Annotated in this window: 13 protein-coding genes, 2 tRNA genes and 1 rRNA gene; 12 read left to right on the top strand and 4 right to left on the bottom strand. The window is 32.6% G+C overall.

All coding sequences use genetic code 11. The features are described from left to right. Positions 1-234: 234 nt before the first annotated feature. From rrf to C4S35_RS07375, 8 genes are all read left to right on the top strand, one after another. Positions 235-344, top strand: a 5S ribosomal RNA gene (gene rrf, locus C4S35_RS07415). Positions 345-410: 66 nt separating this feature from the next. After that, a tRNA-Phe gene (locus C4S35_RS07410) sits at positions 411-483 on the top strand. 6 nt (positions 484-489) lie between these two features. Next, positions 490-575, top strand: a tRNA-Leu gene (locus tag C4S35_RS07405). 269 nt (positions 576-844) lie between these two features. Further along, positions 845-1,597 carry a LytR/AlgR family response regulator transcription factor gene (locus C4S35_RS07400; protein WP_103999566.1) on the top strand — a complete coding sequence of 251 codons (753 nt, stop codon included), beginning with the start codon at positions 845-847 and terminating at the stop codon, positions 1,595-1,597. Next, positions 1,581-4,586, top strand: a complete 3,006-nt coding sequence (locus C4S35_RS07395) for a sensor histidine kinase (RefSeq protein ID WP_103999565.1) — start codon at positions 1,581-1,583, stop codon at positions 4,584-4,586. The genes C4S35_RS07400 and C4S35_RS07395 overlap by 17 nt, the downstream gene beginning before the upstream one ends. A 469-nt stretch (positions 4,587-5,055) precedes the next feature. Then, positions 5,056-5,607, top strand: a complete 552-nt coding sequence (locus tag C4S35_RS07385; RefSeq protein WP_103999564.1) for a hypothetical protein — start codon at positions 5,056-5,058, stop codon at positions 5,605-5,607. Positions 5,608-5,748: 141 nt separating this feature from the next. Beyond that, a complete protein-coding gene (locus C4S35_RS07380; protein ID WP_103999563.1) occupies positions 5,749-7,368 on the top strand; it encodes an amidase in 1,620 nt (539 codons plus the stop codon). Between the two features lie 288 nt (positions 7,369-7,656). After that, the gene (locus tag C4S35_RS07375) at positions 7,657-8,607 is read left to right on the top strand and encodes an NAD(P)H-dependent flavin oxidoreductase (RefSeq protein WP_103999562.1); all 951 of its coding nucleotides are present in this window, start codon (positions 7,657-7,659) and stop codon (positions 8,605-8,607) included. 50 nt (positions 8,608-8,657) lie between these two features. Here the strand turns inward: C4S35_RS07375 and C4S35_RS16380 are convergent, their stop codons facing one another. From C4S35_RS16380 to C4S35_RS07360, 4 genes are all read right to left on the bottom strand, one after another. Further along, the gene (locus C4S35_RS16380) at positions 8,658-8,774 is read right to left on the bottom strand and encodes a hypothetical protein (RefSeq protein ID WP_244175209.1); all 117 of its coding nucleotides are present in this window, start codon (positions 8,772-8,774) and stop codon (positions 8,658-8,660) included. Between the two features lie 80 nt (positions 8,775-8,854). Then, complete coding sequence (locus C4S35_RS16185) at positions 8,855-8,986, bottom strand: HhH-GDP family DNA glycosylase (protein WP_279627778.1); 132 nt, start codon at positions 8,984-8,986, stop codon at positions 8,855-8,857. A gap of 196 nt (positions 8,987-9,182) precedes the next feature. Further along, complete coding sequence (gene msrB / locus C4S35_RS07365; protein ID WP_103999561.1) at positions 9,183-9,572, bottom strand: peptide-methionine (R)-S-oxide reductase MsrB; 390 nt, start codon at positions 9,570-9,572, stop codon at positions 9,183-9,185. 97 nt (positions 9,573-9,669) lie between these two features. Then, positions 9,670-10,536: an alpha/beta fold hydrolase gene (locus C4S35_RS07360; protein WP_103999560.1), complete on the bottom strand. Its 867-nt coding sequence runs from the start codon at positions 10,534-10,536 to the stop codon at positions 9,670-9,672. 177 nt (positions 10,537-10,713) lie between these two features. Here C4S35_RS07360 and C4S35_RS07355 point away from each other — a divergent pair, with 177 nt between their 5' ends. The 4 genes from C4S35_RS07355 (at position 10,714) to C4S35_RS07340 (ending at position 18,035) form a co-directional block, all read left to right on the top strand. Then, positions 10,714-12,135, top strand: coding sequence for a glycogen synthase (locus C4S35_RS07355; RefSeq protein WP_103999559.1), 1,422 nt, complete (start codon positions 10,714-10,716; stop codon positions 12,133-12,135). After that, the gene (locus C4S35_RS07350) at positions 12,132-13,412 is read left to right on the top strand and encodes a glucose-1-phosphate adenylyltransferase (RefSeq protein ID WP_103999558.1); all 1,281 of its coding nucleotides are present in this window, start codon (positions 12,132-12,134) and stop codon (positions 13,410-13,412) included. Before C4S35_RS07355 ends, C4S35_RS07350 begins: the two co-directional genes overlap by 4 nt. A 67-nt stretch (positions 13,413-13,479) precedes the next feature. Beyond that, on the top strand, positions 13,480-15,387 hold the full coding sequence (gene glgB / locus C4S35_RS07345; RefSeq protein WP_103999557.1) for a 1,4-alpha-glucan branching protein GlgB: 1,908 nt from the start codon (positions 13,480-13,482) through the stop codon (positions 15,385-15,387). 248 nt (positions 15,388-15,635) lie between these two features. Next, positions 15,636-18,035, top strand: a complete 2,400-nt coding sequence (locus C4S35_RS07340) for a glycoside hydrolase family 31 protein (RefSeq protein WP_103999556.1) — start codon at positions 15,636-15,638, stop codon at positions 18,033-18,035. Positions 18,036-18,068: the final 33 nt, after the last annotated feature.

Here is an 18,068-nt window from a genome sequence, read left to right as displayed (position 1 = left end):
TAGGAGATGACTACGTTGATAGGCTATAGATGTAAAGGCAGTAATGTCATAGTCGAGTAGTACTAATAACCCGTAAGCTTATGTACGCTTTTCCTCCCGCTACGGCGGGAGGAAGAAACTTTCTCAACACTTTTTATTTTCTTTATCTCAGTATGTTAAGATATTACTATAATTATGAATTGTAAATTATCAATTGTTAATTATAGATAATTGCCCAAAGCAATTATAACCTCTTAAGGTGGTTATTGCGGCGGGGCTCACCTCTTCCCTTCCCGAACAGAGTAGTTAAGCCCGCCTGCGCAGATGGTACTGCAGTTATGTGGGAGAGTATGTCGTCGCCTTTCTTTGAAAACCCTGTTCTAATGAACGGGGTTTTTTATTCATACTTTGCATCATAAGTAAAGTAGAATGGTACCTTAGCTCAGATGGTAGAGCAATGGACTGAAAATCCATGTGTCCCTGGTTCGATCCCTGGAGGTACCACAAAATGCTCGGATGGTGAAATTGGTAGACACGCTGGACTTAAAATCCAGTGAACAGCAATGTTCGTGCGGGTTCAAGTCCCGCTCTGAGTACAAAAGACTTCATTAGTTTAAAACTGATGGAGTTTTTTTATTTATGAAGAGTATGATATATTAGCTATTTACTATAAGAAAATTTAAGTTAAGTTTAAATTGGAGATTCTGTCGTCGCTTTTCTTTAATTTAAATTTATTTCAGATTTTATTAAATCTTATTTCTTTAGTTGAATAGTATTTTTTTGTTTGTAAACGTTTTTTAATATTTAATATTGGTAGGTTTCAACTTTTAAATGTAGTATTTTTAGCTAAAATATTTAAGGTTAAATGAAATTAAAAGTAATTATAGTTGACGATGAAGCCCATGGACGTAGTTTTCTAAGAAAATTATGTAATCTTTATTTTAGCGAAAAAATAGAAATTATTGATGAATGTGACTCCGTTCAAAAAGCAGTTACTTCGATAAAAAAACATAATCCGGATATTGTTTTTTTAGATATTCAAATGCAAGATGAAAATGGCTTTGAACTTTTTAAATATTTTGAAACGATAGCATTTGAAACTATTTTCACAACAGCTTATAAAGAATATGCCATAGATGCTATTAAAAATAGTGCTTTAGATTATCTTCTTAAACCCATTAACATCGCCGATTTTAAATCAGCAATTGCTCGAGTTGAGCAAGCCAAATTGGTTAAAATTAATTTTGATCGTTATAAGTTATTAGCGGAGAACATTGCCAATCAGAATACAGGGAAAGAAAGAATTGTCTTCCCTTCAAAAACTGGTTTTGAAGTTGTGCAAGCCAATACAATTATCTTTTGTAAATCGGATGGAGCTTATACCGCAGTTCATACTTTGGACAAAAATTACTTTACTTCTAAATCATTTAAGGAGACTTGTGAATTGCTTCCTTCGTCTAATTTTTTGAGAGTTCATAGAAGCTTTCTAATTAATGTCAAATTTGTAATTAGCTTCAGATCTGATGAATTTATCTTAGAAATGATTACTGGTGATAAAATTCCTGTTTCAGATAAATCATTTACCAAAAAAGAATTAATTGATGCGATTTCTAAATAAGTTGATCCTTTTTTTCGGTCTATTTTTTTTTCCATATTTACTTTTAGGGCAGTATTATCCCTCCAAGAATTATTCTACTACAGATGGCTTACCTAATAATGCAGTTCGCTCATTGTTTTTGGATTCAAAAAATATTTTATGGATTGGAACTGAAAATGGTGTTTCCAGAATGGAGAATGGTTCATTTTCTACTCTTAATGAAATTGATGGTTTGGGTCATAACAGCTGTTGGGATATTAATCAAGATAGTAATGGAAACATGTGGTTTGCCAGTTATGGAGGTGGAGTTAGTAAATATGATGGTAAAAAGTTTACTGTTTTTAATGTTAAAAATGGATTGCCATTAGATCGGGTTAGAAAATTATTTTCGTATAAAAATAAAATGTTTATTGGAACTGAATTAGGTATTTCTATTATCGACATTAAGACCAATAAAGTTGTTACGACAAAAGGAATTCGTCCTCATTTTGGAGTGTTTATGGTAAGTGATTTTTTTACTTACGAAAAGGCAGTTTATTTTTCGACTATTAACGAGGGTCTGTTTAAAGTTGATTTTTCCAGCTCCATTCCGAAAATTGTACCTATTGTAGAATTTAAAATTACTGGAAATGCCATGGATTCGCACGCTTATAGTTTAGGAAATTTTGATTCTAAACTCTATTTAAGCAATAAAGGATTTATTAATATTATTGAATTAGAACATCTAAAAAAGGGTCTTCTATCTACAAACGCCTTTGGTCAATCTATTATTTGGGACTATGTAAAAGACAACAGAAATAACATTTTAGCTGCTTCTTGGGGCCTTTTCGACAGCGATGGTGGATTGTATCAAATTTCTAATAATAAGATGGTTAATGTTTCAGATCAGTATGGTATTGATTCCCGAAATTTACTCAATGTTGTTTATGATAAATCAAAAGATATTCTTTATGTAGGTTCGAAAGACAAAGGAATTTATGAAGTTCGGTTGAATAAAATGATTGATTATAACTTGTTTGAGGAGAAATCGATTATTGATTTTGAAGTTTTTAATAATCAAAAAGTTATTTTGCACCAGAAAGGGATCTCTATTTTCAATGCTTCTAATACTCTTTTAAGTAGTATTTCTTTATCCGATTTTAAAAAGGCAGAAATAGATTTTATAAAGAAAACTAAAAAACCATTGCCCACACACGCTGATGATTTTTTTGAATTGAATTATAAGTTACCGGCAAGCGGTATCGAATTTTATAGGCTCGTAAAGCATGGTAAAGTCCTTTGGGCTAGCAGTAATATTGGACTTTTTGAAATTAATTTTGAGGGAAAGATAATAAACTATGTTCCCATTCATACTTATGAATTTGGTTTTACTCCAAATAATAATTTTTTTGAGACCAATCCTTATGGTGGAGTTCATATATATGATGATATTTATAATTTGAAAGTACAATCTTTAGATGAAAAGGTTACGGCCATCGTAAAAACTCTCAATTATAATGACAAAACTTATCTTCTATCTGTTTTTAATGGATTGTATGTCTATAAAAATAATCAGTTTCATTCTTACTTAGCAGAAGGAATTTGGAAGGAGAAAAAGCTCAAACATATTACAGTTAATAGCAAGGGACAACTTATTTTGGCTGCCGAATTTGGAAATGTTTTTATTGTAGATGACTCAAAAGCTTTTAAAATTTTAAAAATTATTTCTAAAAAAGAGATTGTAGGTAATACTATTCTGTTTTTAGAATCGTTTAAAGATTTTATTCTCATCGGAACCGAGAAAGGAATCAACCTATACAAGGATGGCGTTGTTCGATTGATTGATAAAGAGCAAGGATTGAAAGATGGCGCGGTTACCACTTCACAAATATTCGAAAATCAATTGTGGTTGGGAACCAAAAAAGGATATTACACAATTGACTTAGAGCGATTAATAGCGCCACAAATGACCGTATCAGAAATGACAATTTCAACAATCGAAATTAACAATGTTCCAATTAGTTTCTCTAATTATAAATGGTTTCATTATAATTCAAAAGAATTAATTTGTGATTACAAAGACAATTCTTTTTCGATTGATTTTATACCAAAAGGGCATGATTTTCCTAATAAATTAAAATTTCGGTATCGTCTAAAAAGTACAAATCGATGGAGTCCGTACAGTGAAAAAACAAACCTGTTTTTACCTTATTTACCGTACGGTAACTATAATTTAGAAGTTGAAGTTTTTGATTCGAATGCAGGGAAAGCAACCATTTTTAAATTATTGGAAATTCATATACGACCTCCTTTTTGGATGACGTGGTGGTTTATTGCTTTAGCAGTTTTGTCTATTTTTAATGTTTTAGTGTATTTGATTTTTAAATCTAAAAAGAAATCCAGAGAGCAGGCAGTGATACAAAAACGTATCGCAGAAACCAAGCTGGAAGCTTTGTTAAGCCAGATGAATCCGCACTTTACATTTAATGCTATGAATGCCATACAGGATTATATTATTAGTAATGATATCGGTAATTCTTTGAAATACATAGGAGAGTTTGCTAAATTAATTCGTCAAACATTAGAAAATTCATCTAAACAAACGATTGCGATTGAAGAAGAGATTGAGTATTTGAAATCCTATATTATGATTGAAAATATGCGTTTTGATAACCGAATTGAAACGGAATTCCATATTGGTTCTGACGTAGATGTTTACCATTCCAAAATTCCTACCATGTTATTGCAGCCTTTTGTTGAAAATGTTTTTGTTCATGCCTTTCACGCTTCGCATCCTGCTCCAAAATTGACAATCTCTTTTGAAATGTTGACTAAAAATATTTTAGAATGCAAAATTATTGACAACGGTATGAGCTTAAATGCTGCTAAAAAAGCGAAAATTCATAATTCGAAAGGCATTCAGTTGACTAAAGAAAGACTTTCCCTTTTACAAAATTCAAATGTCAATCCGATTAACATTCTGTTTACAGAAAATAACGGAACGACAGTGACCATAAGACTGACGGTATAATAGTTGAAATGAATAATTATAAAGGCTCTAATCCAATTTTGGATTGGAGCCTTTTACGTTTACAAACCAATTGAGCTCTTTCATAGCTTAAAAAGTACCTTTCATAAGACGATTTAATTGAGCTTACGGTAAACTTATATTTTTGTTTCAAAGGAGGTAAATCAAAGATTAAATCATATTCAAACGTATTACTGTGAAAATTGTGTTTCTAAAAGCAATAGTGTTGTAAGTTTAATAGAAAAATCATGTGATCGGCATCCTCTTGGAATCCGTAGAGGGAGACATGTATTGTATGATGGTCTAGAAAAAGCGCAATAATTTTGTAAATATTTTGGTGCTATATGTTCTTCTATTTTGAGTTTAACTAGCTTTTTATGTCCGCAACATCCTAAAGGGATTTGTCAAGGCAGGCATTTACTTTTCTTTCAAAACATGACATTATTGTAAAGTAAATAAAACAATTTTAATTATGGATTCTATTTTTTTGCCTTTGCAAAATTTTACCGTTATTTCTTATATCGCCTTTGGCATTGTTCTAATGAGTTTCTTTGTAGAAGCTAAGTCAAATTCGCCTTACAAATCGCTTTTACTTTCTAATATTGGCTTTGGAATATACAATTTCACCTTATTGACATGTTCGGAAATTGATTTTCCAATATATTTTATGCTGCTCAGTTTTTTGATCTGTTCTTGGTTCTTCGTTTTAAAGAATATTGAAGAGGAAGAAGACGAGAATAGAGGATTTTTAAGAAATTATCACTATGATAGTATTGTTGGGTTTAGTGATACTAAAGATGAAAATAATAAGGGTAATTCCTCATTAGAAAAAAGCACTTTATTAACTTTTACACATGTTTTAAGCAAGCAATTATCAAAACTATTTGAAAGCAAATTGATGTTGTCTGTCAGTAATTTTTTAAAAAATGATACGATTCATTATGAACATCCCCAACGAAAATTTGTGCCTGTGTTTACATATCTAATTTTGATTTCCATTTTATTTTCGTTTTTTTACGTTTAAAAGTTTGTTGAAGTATATTTCCATACTAAGAGAATCTAAACTTTAACATTTGTTCCAATTAATAGGTTGCTTTATCTGGTGAAAAAAAACTACTTTAGTTTCTTGTTTAATAAATTGCTAACCAAATAAATAATTTAATCTATGAAAAGAAGATCTTTTTTAACTACTGCAACTCTTGCTTCAGCAGGGTTTACTACACTTTTGGTTACTGGTTGCACCTCCAGCACCAAAAAGAATGAAGATTCAGCACCAATAGAAGATTCTAATGAAGCCTTTGAACTGGATGAAGAAACCATCGGCAGTTTAAGAGAGAAATTAACTTCCGGAAAATATACTTCGGAACAATTAGTACAATTGTATTTGAAGCGCATTGAAGCTGTAGATAAAAATGGACCTCAATTGAATTCGGTTATCGAAATTAATCCAGATGCAGTTATTATTGCTATTGTAATGGATAAAGAATTGAAGGCAGGTAAGATTAGAGGACCTTTGCACGGTATTCCAGTTTTGATAAAAGACAATATCGACACTGCCGATAAAATGCAAACAACTGCAGGATCTTTGGCAATGGCAGGGAATATTGCTTCAAATGATGCTTTTGTAGTTAAAAAACTAAGAGAGGCTGGAGCAATAATTATTGGTAAAACCAATTTGAGTGAATGGGCAAATTTTCGTTCAACCCAATCGTGTTCAGGATGGAGCAGCAGAGGCGGTCAGACTAAAAATCCTTATATTTTAGATCACAATCCATGTGGCTCCAGTGCAGGTTCAGGTACTGCTGTGTCAGCCAATCTTTGCGTAATTGCTGTCGGAACAGAAACGGATGGTTCTGTGGTTTGCCCAGCTTCCGTTAATGGTGTTGTCGGTATTAAACCAACAGTAGGCTTGGTAAGTAGATCTGGAATTATTCCCATTTCAAAAACGCAGGACACTGCAGGGCCAATGGCTAGAACCGTAACCGATGCTGCCATTTTATTAGGAGCAATTGCTGCTATTGACCAAGATGATACTGTAACGCTTGAAAGCAAAGGAAAGGCTCAAAAGGATTATACGAAGTTTTTAGATTTAAACGCTTTGAAGAACAAGCGCATCGGAATTGAGAAAAAACCACAAGGAGATAATAAATATATTAATGCACTTTTAGAAGATGCTATCAACCTTCTAAAAAAACAGGGTGCTATCATAGTCGAAATTGACTATCTGGATAAAATTAATGCTTTAGGTCAAGCCGAATTTGAAGTCCTCCAATACGAATTTAAAGATGGATTAAATAAATATTTGGCTACAGCCAATGCTAAAGTAAAGACTTTGAAAGAAGTAATTGCCTTTAATAAAAGCAATGAAGATAAGGCTATGCCTTATTTCAAGCAAGAAACACTGGAAAGTTCTGATGCAAAAAAAGGATTAGATGACAGGATATATGTTGATTCATTAGCAAAAAGTTTTATAGGAAGTAAAAATATTTTAAATTCGGTTTTCAAAGAAAATAAGTTAGATGCCATTTGCGGAATAACAATGGGTCCAGCATGCAGTATTGATATGATTTATGGAGACCGCTGGGGATACTCCTTGACAACTCCCGCTGCGGCAAGTGGATATCCGCACATTACCGTTCCCTGCGGAATGGTCTATGATTTGCCTGTTGGATTATCCTTTTTTTCAACACCTTATATGGAAGGAAAATTGATAGGATTGGGATTTGCATATGAGCAAGCTTCTAAAAAACGAGTAAAACCAGCTTTTAAGCCTTCTTTTTTATAAAATAGCAATTATCAATTGAAGGTAGAGTGTAATTGACACTTTGCCTTCAGTTTTTTATAATATTCGGAAATTTAATTAATAGGTCACTATTGAAGATTGGTTCCTTTTTTGTAAATTTTTGTACGGACAAAATCACATTTTCTGATTTTTCGTAATGCAATTATAAAGTTAAAATAGAAATCAAATTCTTCCTTTTCTGAATTCCAAAATCACCTTTTGTTTTAATTATATATACTAGGCGTGCATAGTATATTTTGCTATATTTGTTTTAATTAAAAATAACGAATAATGATAAAACCTTCGCTAACTTCCCTTTTGAATATTAATCGTCCATTGATCATGGCACCTATGTTTTTAGTTTCGAATACCAAAATGGTTATTGAAGGAATGAAATCGGGTGTTGCGGGTTGTATTCCTGCATTAAATTATCGCACATTGGAGGAATTACGGGCTTCAATTATTGAACTTAGAGCAGCTAAAGTTGCTGGTGGGAGTTTTGGTTACAATTTAATTGTCAATAAATCAAATATCAAATATAAGGATCAATTAGCTGTATTGTGTGAAGAAAAAGTAGATTTTATAATTACTTCTTTAGGTTCACCTGAAGAGACTATTAAGCAAGCTCATAAGGTAGGAATTAAAGTTTTTTGTGATGTAACCGACTTGGCTTTTGCCAAAAAAGTGGAAAGTTTGGGTGCCGATGCTTTAATAGCCGTCAATAATCTGGCGGGCGGTCACAGAGGTAATTATGGTCCAGAAGAATTGATCAAAGAATTAAATTTGAATACCACATTGCCTGTTATTTCTGCGGGTGGTGTCAGCACTAAAAAAGAGCTTGAAAAGATGTTATCCTATGGTGCGGTAGGCGTATCAGTGGGAAGTCCTTTTATTGCGTCATTTGAATCTGGAGTTTCACAGGAATATAAACAAGCGTGTGTTGATTATGGTGCAAAAGATATCGTTTTGACTGAAAAAATATCGGGAACACCTTGTACAGTCATTAATACGCCTTATGTTAAAAAGGTGGGAACTAAACAGACTTGGTTAGAGCAAACTTTAAATAAAAATAAAACTTTAAAAAAGTGGGTAAAGATGATTCGATACATGATCGGATCAAATGCAGTTACTAAAGCTGCCACTGAAGTAACTTATAAAACGGTTTGGGTTGCAGGTCCAACTATTGAAAATACTACTGAAATAAGCGCTGTATCTAAAATAGTTGATAAATTATTTTTGTAATTTTTTAGCAATAAATTATTTAAGATCCCATTTAATCAATTGCGATTTGATTACATGGGATATTTTTTGAAAATAGTCTTGTAAAAATTACAAATGTCATTAACTGGGCATTCTTCGCATTTGGGTTGTGGTCGACAAATTTCTCGTCCCAAAAATGAAATAGCCATACCAATTTCGCCCCAAATTTCTCTTGGCAATACTTGCATGAGTTGCTTTTCTTCTTTAATTCCATTTTTAGTTTCGGTGGTTAAACCAATTTTGGGTGTCTTGCTGTGACATGCAAATCGGCTATGATACTTTCTGAAGGAATTTTTGCTTCTCGCATAATGACATTGGCGGACTTTCGTCCAATGTCTTTTAAAGCAACTAAACCATCCATCGTCAGTGGAATATTTTTGTCTTTTTCAACTTTTTGAGCAATTTTTTGTAACTATTTGGCTTTATTTCAAAATTCCTGACATTGGAGATATATGGCATTGTGATGGTCTAACGGATGTCTTCGCTCTTAATGCTTCGCCAGAATAGGCTCACGTTTTGTACCCCAAAAAGTTGAGTTTTCCAATAAATCCTTACCATTATTGTTCAAAGTTCACTGATAAGGAATTCACACAATATCGTTGTCCAGTTTTGGTAGGTCCGTCGTCAAATACATGCCCTAGATGACTTCCGCAATTAGCACAAAGGATTTCCGTGCGTTTCATACCAAGTGTAAAATCTGAAATATATTCTACTTTTCCAGCAATGGATTCGTCAAAAGAAGGCCAGCCACAATGTGCATCAAATTTTGAGTTGCTTTCAAACAATGGTTCTCCACAAGCTCCGCAGCAATAAGTTCCTTTTTCAAAATGCAAATTGTAAGTTCCGGTATGCGGATATTCAGTTCCTTTTTTACGAAGAATTCTGTAACGTTCTTCACCTAATTGCTCTTTCCATTCTTGTTCTGTTTTTTCTAAAGGATATTTCATTATTTATTGTTTTTATTGACAAATTATTACGTTTTACTTTTGATCTCTTGTTGGTATTATTCTGAATTTTACGTTTAGTTAAATTACTAAAAATAAGCTACTTATTATCTATAAATTGAACTGTTTTTTCAATTACTTTAGAATTACCCAAGATCTTTCTATGACCTAATCCGTCGGTTACTAATAATTCACCATTTTTCAGGTATTTGTGAATGTGTATCCCCGCTTTTACCGGAACTTCCGAGTCGTTGTTGTCATGTATTACTAAAACGGGAACATCGGTCTCTTTTGCGGCTAAATAAGCAGAATAACTATTCATATCTTCTCCATATTTTTTCTCAAAATGTAAACGCAAAAGCTTGCTTATACTAAGTTTCAATTCTAATTTTGTAACAAAATCATCCATAATATCCTGAACAATATCTCCGCTGCCTATTACTACGGCGCTATTTACTTTGAGTCCTTTCTTTATTGCATTCAAAACCGACATTCCGCCCAATGAATGACCTACAGCAGCTTCAAAAGGTCCAAATTGCTTATCAATTTCTAAAATAGTTGCAATAAAATCAACCATAATAGTCGTTTTTCCCGGGGATTTTCCGTGTGCTGGTGCGTCAAAACTAATGGTGGAATATCTCGCTTTAAGTAATTCATCCGCTATTTTGAATAATTGAGTTCCTCGTCCAGACCATCCATGAACTAATAGCACTTTTTTGTCACTTTGCCCATAATTATAAACCATCACCTCTTTATTAATTGCTGGAACAAAAATTAATTTTTGAATGCTTTTTTGATCCATATCTAATTCTCTTTTAGGAATTTTATGTTTTATAGGCATTGTGAATAATTTTGCTGCAAATAAAGTTACCAGTTTTGGCGAAATAACAGAGAAAAATTTACTTGTTAGTAAGATAAATTTAGGAATTTTCAATGATTGAGTATGAATAGAAGTTTTTTTTGTCATTACAATAAATTTTCGACTGTGTTAATATTTTATTTATTTTTTACTTAATTTAGAAAAACATAAAAGTAGTATTTTTTCTAAAAAAATTAATGAATTCTCAGCGATTACTTAAAAGTTAATAAAATAATTAAATGTACTATTGTTTAAGCAATAATTATTGAATAAAAAACTTCATAAATGGAAATATTTCATATCAGTGCAGAATGTTACCCAGTAGCAAAAGTAGGAGGTTTAGCAGATGTTGTTGGAGCATTGCCTAAATATCAAAATAATGCAGGACATCATGTAAGAGTTATTATGCCTTGTTACGATACAAAATTCAGGCAAGAGAATGAGTTTGAATGTGTTCATTGGGGACATTTGAAGTTAGGAAATTTCAGTTTTCCATTTAATATTCTCAAAGAGAAATCAGATAAGTTAGAATTTGAACTTTATTTAGTGGAAATTCCGGAGCTATTTGATAGAAAAGAAGTGTATGGATATGAAGATGATATTGAACGCTTTTTGTCTTTCCAAATTGCTGCTTTAGATTTGATTATTAGTAGAAACGAGATTCCAGATGTTATCAATTGTCACGATCATCATACCGGATTAATTCCATTCATTATGTTGTATTGCGATAAATATCAAAAATTACGAAATACACCTAGTATGATTACCATCCATAATGGTTTATATCAGGGACAGTTTGGTTTTGACAAATTATATTATTTACCAGAATTTGATTTGGCACACGTCAAAGTTTTAGAATGGGACAATTGTATCAATTCATTGGCTGTAGCAATAAAGTGTGCCTGGGCTGTTACTACAGTTTCTCCTAATTATTTGAATGAAATAAATTATTCGGCCAATGGATTAGAATCTTTATTTAATTTAGTGAGACATAAGTCCAAAGGTATTTTGAACGGAATAGACGAAGAAGTGTGGGATCCGGCAACTGATGGCATGTTAGAAAAAAACTATTCGATTAAAAACTTTGAAAAAGGAAAACAGGAAAATAAAGAAAAATTGTGCAATCTCTTTAATTTAGATCCAAGCAAACCTCTTTTTAGTTTCATTGGAAGATTATTAGAAGAAAAAGGAGGTGATTTATTGCCGCATGCCGCAGCACTTGCATTATCTGAAAATTTCCAACAAATAAATATTTTAATTTTAGGTTCTGGAAATGCAGTTATTGAAAACCAATTAAACAGTTTATTGTCCGATTATAAAGGTAACTTCAACACTTTTATTGGTTATAATGAAGAATTAGCTCATTTGATTTATGCAGGTTCTGATTTTTTATTGATGCCTTCAAGGGTAGAGCCATGTGGTTTAAACCAAATGTATTCTCTACGCTACGGAACAATACCTATTGTGCGACGAACAGGAGGACTGAAAGATACAGTAATTGATTTTGGAGATGATGGAAACGGGATATGTCACGATCAGGCAAGTGTTGGAGACATTTGTTATTCAATTCAAAGAGCAGTAGATTTATTTCAAGATAAAAAAAGTTTAAATAAAATTAGAGAAATAGGCATGAAGACAGACCATTCTTGGGGTAGAGTTTGTCAAGAGTACGTAGAGATATATAATTTAATAATTAGTAAGAAATGAAAGCTAAAAAGAAAAATGTCATTGCAATTATTTTAGGTGGAGGACAAGGTTCCAGATTATATCCTTTAACAGAAACAAGGTCTAAACCAGCTGTGCCAATTGGAGGAAAATATAGATTGGTAGACATTCCAATTTCAAATTGTATGAATTCAGATATTTACAGAATGTTTGTATTAACGCAATTTAATTCAGCTTCTTTAAATGCTCACATAAAGAACACCTATAACTTTAGTATTTTTAGTCATGCTTTTGTTGATATACTCGCTGCTGAACAGACTCCTGATAATCCAACATGGTTTCAAGGTACGGCAGATGCGGTAAGACAATGTATGCCTCATTTTTTGAATCATGATTTTGATTATGCCTTGATACTCTCGGGAGATCAATTGTACCAAATGGATTTCAACGAAATGCTTGAATCTCATATATCGAATGCAGCTGACATTACAATTGCAACATTGCCAGTAAATGATAAAGATGCACCTGAATTTGGGATTTTAAAAACGAATTCTGAAAGTTGTATTCAATCCTTTATTGAAAAACCAGCCAAGGAACTTTTACCAGATTGGAAGTCAGATGTGAGCGAGCAAATGAAAAGAGAAGGAAAAGACTATTTGGCATCAATGGGAATCTACATCTTTAATAAAAAGTTGTTGGTAGAAATCATGTCAAACAAAGAGACTAAAGACTTTGGTAAAGAAATTATTCCGCAAGCAGTAGGTAATAAAAAGATATTAAGTTACCAATATGAAGGATATTGGACAGATATTGGTAATATCGATTCGTTTTTTGAAGCAAATATTGGATTGACAGATGACTTGCCGAAATTTAATTTATTTGATAACGATAATAAAATATTTACCAGACCACGATTATTGCCGCCATCGAAATTCCAAAAGACTATGGTAGACAGATCATTAATTTCTGAAGGATGTATTTTGAATGCCAAAGAAATTAATCGTTCCGTGATTGGTATTCGATCCAGGATAGGGGAAGGAACTATTATTCAAAACAGTTATGTGATGGGAAATGATTTTTATCAAAATATATGTGACATGAATGATGATATAACGGGAGGCAGGCAATTAGTAGGAATTGGCGAAAGATGCTTTATAAGTAATGCGATTGTTGATAAAAATTGTAGGATAGGTAATGATGTTTATATTCATGGCGGTAGTCATTTAGAAGATTTTTCGAATGAATTATATGCCATTAAAGACGGAATTGTTGTCATCAAAAAAGGTGCAGTTATACCGGATAATTATATTATAAAGTAGAGTACCAAACTGTTTTTTATTAAAATTAATATTCTGTTTTTCATCAAATAGAATTAGACAATTATATATGAGTAAAGTTATCTCGCATTCCCTTTTTACAGATTTTGATATTGATTTATTTAAAGCTGGGAAACATTTCCGACTTTACGAAAAATTAGGTGCGCACCTTATTGAGGTTGATGGGGTTAAAGGGGTGTATTTTGCAGTTTGGGCTCCCACGGCTCATTCCGTTTGTGTAGTTGGGGACTTTAATTTTTGGACACAAGGCGAACATCTGTTAGAAGTTCGTTGGGATTCCTCCGGTATTTGGGAGGGATTTATACCCAATATAGAAAAAGGATCAACGTATAAATATAAGATTCAGTCTAATAATGGAGGAATTATGACAGAAAAAGCAGATCCTTTTGCTTTTTATTGTGAAAAACCACCTCATACTGCATCAGTAGTTTGGGATTTAGACTATGAGTGGAAAGATAAAAACTGGATGGAAACGCGTCAAAACCATAATGGTCTGGACAAGCCTTATTCTGTATATGAAGTCCATTTAGGTTCTTGGAAACGTCATGCCGATGGTAATCGTTTTCTAACCTATCTAGAATTTGCCGAAGATTTAGTGAATTATATAAAAGAAACTGGCTTTACTCATGTAGAGTTCATGCCAATAATGGAATATCCTTATGATCCGTCTTGGGGATATCAATTAGTTGGGTATTTTGCGCCAACTTCCCGTTTTGGAAATCCACAAGAATTTATGCATTTGGTTGATAAATTACATGAAGCGGGAATTGGAGTAATTCTGGATTGGGTTCCTTCGCATTTTCCTGACGATGCGCATGGTTTAGGATTTTTTGATGGATCAAACTTATTTGAACATCCAGATCGTAAAAAAGGCTATCATCCGGACTGGAAAAGTTTAGTTTTTAATTATGGACGAAATGAAGTTCGTTCCTTTTTGATAAGCAATGCTTTGTTTTGGTTGCAACATTATCATGCTGATGCTTTACGTGTTGATGCCGTTGCCTCCATGCTGTATTTGGATTATTCTAGAAATGAAGGTGAATGGGAACCAAATATTTATGGAGGTAGAGAAAATCTTGATACTATTAGTTTTTTGAAAGAATTCAATGAAGCGGTTTATTCAAATTTTGAAGGAGTCCAAACAATTGCGGAAGAAAGTACCTCTTTTCCCATGGTTTCAAGACCAACATCTATTGGTGGATTAGGCTTTGGTATGAAATGGATGATGGGTTGGATGCACGATACCTTGGAATATTTTCAAAAAGATACGGTGTACAGAAAGTACCATCAAAATGATTTGACTTTCGCCATGACCTATACTTTTTCAGAAAATTTTATGCTGCCACTTTCCCATGATGAAGTCGTTTATGGGAAAAAATCTATTGCAGGAAGAATGCCTGGGGACGAATGGCAAAAATTTGCTAATCTAAGATTGCTATATGGGTATATGTTTATGCATCCTGGGACAAAATTATTGTTTATGGGAAGTGAATTTGGACAAAGTAGCGAATGGAATTTTAAAGGAAGTCTCGATTGGCATCTATTGCAATATCCGTTTCATAACGGGGTGAAAAAATTGATAACTGACTTGAATCATTTGTATAAAACCCAAACTGCATTGCATGAAAAACAATTTAGTCCTGAAGGTTTTGAATGGATTAATTATTCAGATCATCAAAATGCAGTAATGTCATTTATTCGAAAAGGAAATAACCAAAAAGAAGACGTAATTGTTGTTTGCAATTTTACTCAAGTTGTTCGTCCAAATTATCGTATTGGTTTACCAAGAAAAGGAAAATTAATAGAGATTTTTAATAGTGATGCCACAATTTATGGCGGAAGTGGAGTTTTAAATCCTAAAAAACTATTAATTGAAGCAATGCCTTACGATGCAAGGGATTATTCTACGGAATTACTTTTACCACCCTTGAGTATTACCGTTTTTAAGATTGGATAATTTGTTTTGTATAAATGATAGACTACAATGAGGTTTTAAGATTATGAGGCAGTCACCACAAAATAAACATTAAAACATAAATTCTATACTAATTCTATATTTTTAAATAAAATTAGCTCTTAATCTTTAAGTCTCATTGTTAAATAACTACAACGATTTCGTGAATAAACATCAGAGATACATATGCTTACAAAGTATTTTTTGTATGTTTGAACACCAAAAACTCATTACAATTAATACCAATAAAAATGATTACAAACACCGAATTAGAATATAAAGGAGACCTATATCCAACAAAAATAGTTTCATTTGAGCATGAAGTAGATTCTATAAGTTTTCATACTGATAATAGTGTTATACTAAAAGTAACTGTATTAAGAGATAGTTTAATCCGTTTTAGATTTACCACAAAAGGATATTTCAGTAATGATTTTTCTTATGCTATTGATAAAAGTCATTCTCATGGATATAACTTTCTTGAAATTTCTGAAACAGCGGATTATTATCAGATAAAAACCAGTAAAGTGCAATGTCGAATTCAAAAAGCAGATATGAGGTTATCTATTTTTGATTTGAATGAAAATGTTATATTGGAAGATGAATTGGGTTTTCATTGGGAAGAAAGCTATGAATATGGCGGTAATATTGTCAAAATGAGTAAAGCTTCCAAAGATGGTGAATGCTTTTACGGACTTGGAGACAAAGCAACTCAACTGAATTTGAAAGGGAAAAGGCTGGAGAATTTTGCTACAGATCAATATGCTTTTCAAAAAGATCAGGAACCATTATACAAAGTTGTTCCTTTTTATATTGGGTTACAAAACAAACGATCTTACGGAATTTTCTTTGACAATACCTTTCGTACTTATTTTGATTTTTGTCACGAAAGAAGAAATGTAACCAGTTATTGGGCCGAAGGTGGAGAAATGAATTATTATTTCATTTATGGACCACAAATGCAAGATGTGGTTACGACTTACACTGATTTAACAGGTAAGCCGGAATTACCACCACTTTGGGCATTGGGATATCATCAATGTAAATGGAGTTATTACCCTGAGAGTAATGTAAAAGAAGTTACGGCAAAATTTAGGGAGTTGAAAATTCCTTGCGATGCAATTTATTTGGATATAGATTATATGGAAGGTTTTCGTTGTTTTACTTGGAACAAAGAATATTTTCCTGATCCAAAAAGAATGGTGTCTGAATTAGCGGAAGATGGTTTCAAAACAGTTGTAATCATTGATCCGGGAATAAAAATTGATAAAGAATACGCTGTTTATAAAGAAGCTTTAGAAAAAGATTATTTCTGCAAAAGAGCCGATGGTCCTTATATGAAAGGAAAAGTATGGCCAGGGGAATGTAACTTTCCCGATTATACAAATCCTGCAGTTAGAGAATGGTGGGCAGGATTATTTAAAGAATTAATTTCGGAGATTGGCGTAAAAGGAGTTTGGAATGATATGAACGAGCCTGCCGTTATGGAGGTTCCCAATAAAACATTTCCAATGGATGTACGTCATGATTATGATGGAAATCCTTGCAGTCATAGAAAAGCCCATAATATCTATGGAACACAAATGGCAAGAGCGACTTATCACGGTGTAAAAAGATTTGCGTATCCAAAAAGACCTTTTATTATAACAAGATCTGCTTATTCTGGTGCGCAACGATACACGTCTTCTTGGACAGGTGATAACGTAGCAACTTGGGAACATTTATGGATAGCTAATATTCAAGTACAACGAATGTCTCTTTCAGGAATGGGGTTCACAGGTTCAGATATTGGTGGATTTGCGGAACAACCTTCAGGCGAACTATATGCTCGTTGGATTCAATTAGGGGTTTTTCATCCTTTTTGCAGAACCCATTCTTCTGGTGATCATGGTAATCAGGAACCTTGGGCATTTGACGAAGAGGTAATTGATATAACCAGAAAATTTGTCAACTTGCGTTACCAATTATTACCATACTTATACACTATGTTTTGGCAATATATTGAAGAAGGAATTCCTATGCTAAAACCATTAGTGTATTATGATCAAGAGGATATTCAGACACATTATAGAAATGACGAATTTGTTTTTGGTAATCAAATTTTAGTTTGCCCAATTTTAGAACCTAATTCTTTAGGCAGAAGAATGTATATACCTCGCGGACACTGGTATAATTATTGGACTAACGAAGAAGTTAGTGGAGGAAAAGAAATATGGGTGGATACAAAATTTGATCAAATTCCACTTTTTGTAAAAGCGGGTGCGGTTATTCCTAAATATCCTGTACAACAATATGTAGGAGAGTTAGAATTTGACGAATTGACATTAGAGATTTATTATAAAGAAGGCAAAGAAAAATCAGTAGTTTATGAGGATGCTCAAGATGGTTATGATTACAAAAAAGGGAGATATAGTTTTTTATCATTTCAAACAACCGGAAAAGAAAAAGAATTAATCATACAATTACATAAAGAAGGAAAATATGATACTCGATATTCTAAGTATAAAATAGATTTAATAGGATTGCCATTTATAATAAATACTATAGAGGTGGATAATGTCAAAATTTCATTTGATCATAAATCATTTGAAGATGGCAATTATTTAATCGTAGATAAAGAATTTACAGAGTTGCACATTATTGGCGAATAAACAAAAAAGTTGATACTTTTGAATTTAATTATA

It is taken from the genome of Flavobacterium urumqiense (assembly GCF_900108015.1).
Lineage (GTDB): Bacteria > Bacteroidota > Bacteroidia > Flavobacteriales > Flavobacteriaceae > Flavobacterium > Flavobacterium urumqiense.
The sequence above is the reverse complement of the archived record's forward strand: the minus strand, read 5'-3'. Positions and strand labels throughout refer to the sequence as shown.

Bases quoted from the DNA above. Each gene is read 5' to 3' on its own strand.
- C4S35_RS07400 (WP_103999566.1), top strand. From the start codon at position 845: ATGAAATTAAAAGTAATTATAGTTGACGATGAAGCCCATGGACGTAGT.
- C4S35_RS07395 (WP_103999565.1), top strand. From the start codon at position 1,581: ATGCGATTTCTAAATAAGTTGATCCTTTTTTTCGGTCTATTTTTTTTT.
- C4S35_RS07385 (WP_103999564.1), top strand. From the start codon at position 5,056: ATGGATTCTATTTTTTTGCCTTTGCAAAATTTTACCGTTATTTCTTAT.
- C4S35_RS07380 (WP_103999563.1), top strand. From the start codon at position 5,749: ATGAAAAGAAGATCTTTTTTAACTACTGCAACTCTTGCTTCAGCAGGG.
- C4S35_RS07375 (WP_103999562.1), top strand. From the start codon at position 7,657: ATGATAAAACCTTCGCTAACTTCCCTTTTGAATATTAATCGTCCATTG.
- C4S35_RS16380 (WP_244175209.1), bottom strand. From the start codon at position 8,774: ATGGCTATTTCATTTTTGGGACGAGAAATTTGTCGACCACAACCCAAA.
- C4S35_RS16185 (WP_279627778.1), bottom strand. From the start codon at position 8,986: ATGGATGGTTTAGTTGCTTTAAAAGACATTGGACGAAAGTCCGCCAAT.
- msrB (WP_103999561.1), bottom strand. From the start codon at position 9,572: ATGAAATATCCTTTAGAAAAAACAGAACAAGAATGGAAAGAGCAATTA.
- C4S35_RS07360 (WP_103999560.1), bottom strand. From the start codon at position 10,536: ATGACAAAAAAAACTTCTATTCATACTCAATCATTGAAAATTCCTAAA.
- C4S35_RS07355 (WP_103999559.1), top strand. From the start codon at position 10,714: ATGGAAATATTTCATATCAGTGCAGAATGTTACCCAGTAGCAAAAGTA.
- C4S35_RS07350 (WP_103999558.1), top strand. From the start codon at position 12,132: ATGAAAGCTAAAAAGAAAAATGTCATTGCAATTATTTTAGGTGGAGGA.
- glgB (WP_103999557.1), top strand. From the start codon at position 13,480: ATGAGTAAAGTTATCTCGCATTCCCTTTTTACAGATTTTGATATTGAT.
- C4S35_RS07340 (WP_103999556.1), top strand. From the start codon at position 15,636: ATGATTACAAACACCGAATTAGAATATAAAGGAGACCTATATCCAACA.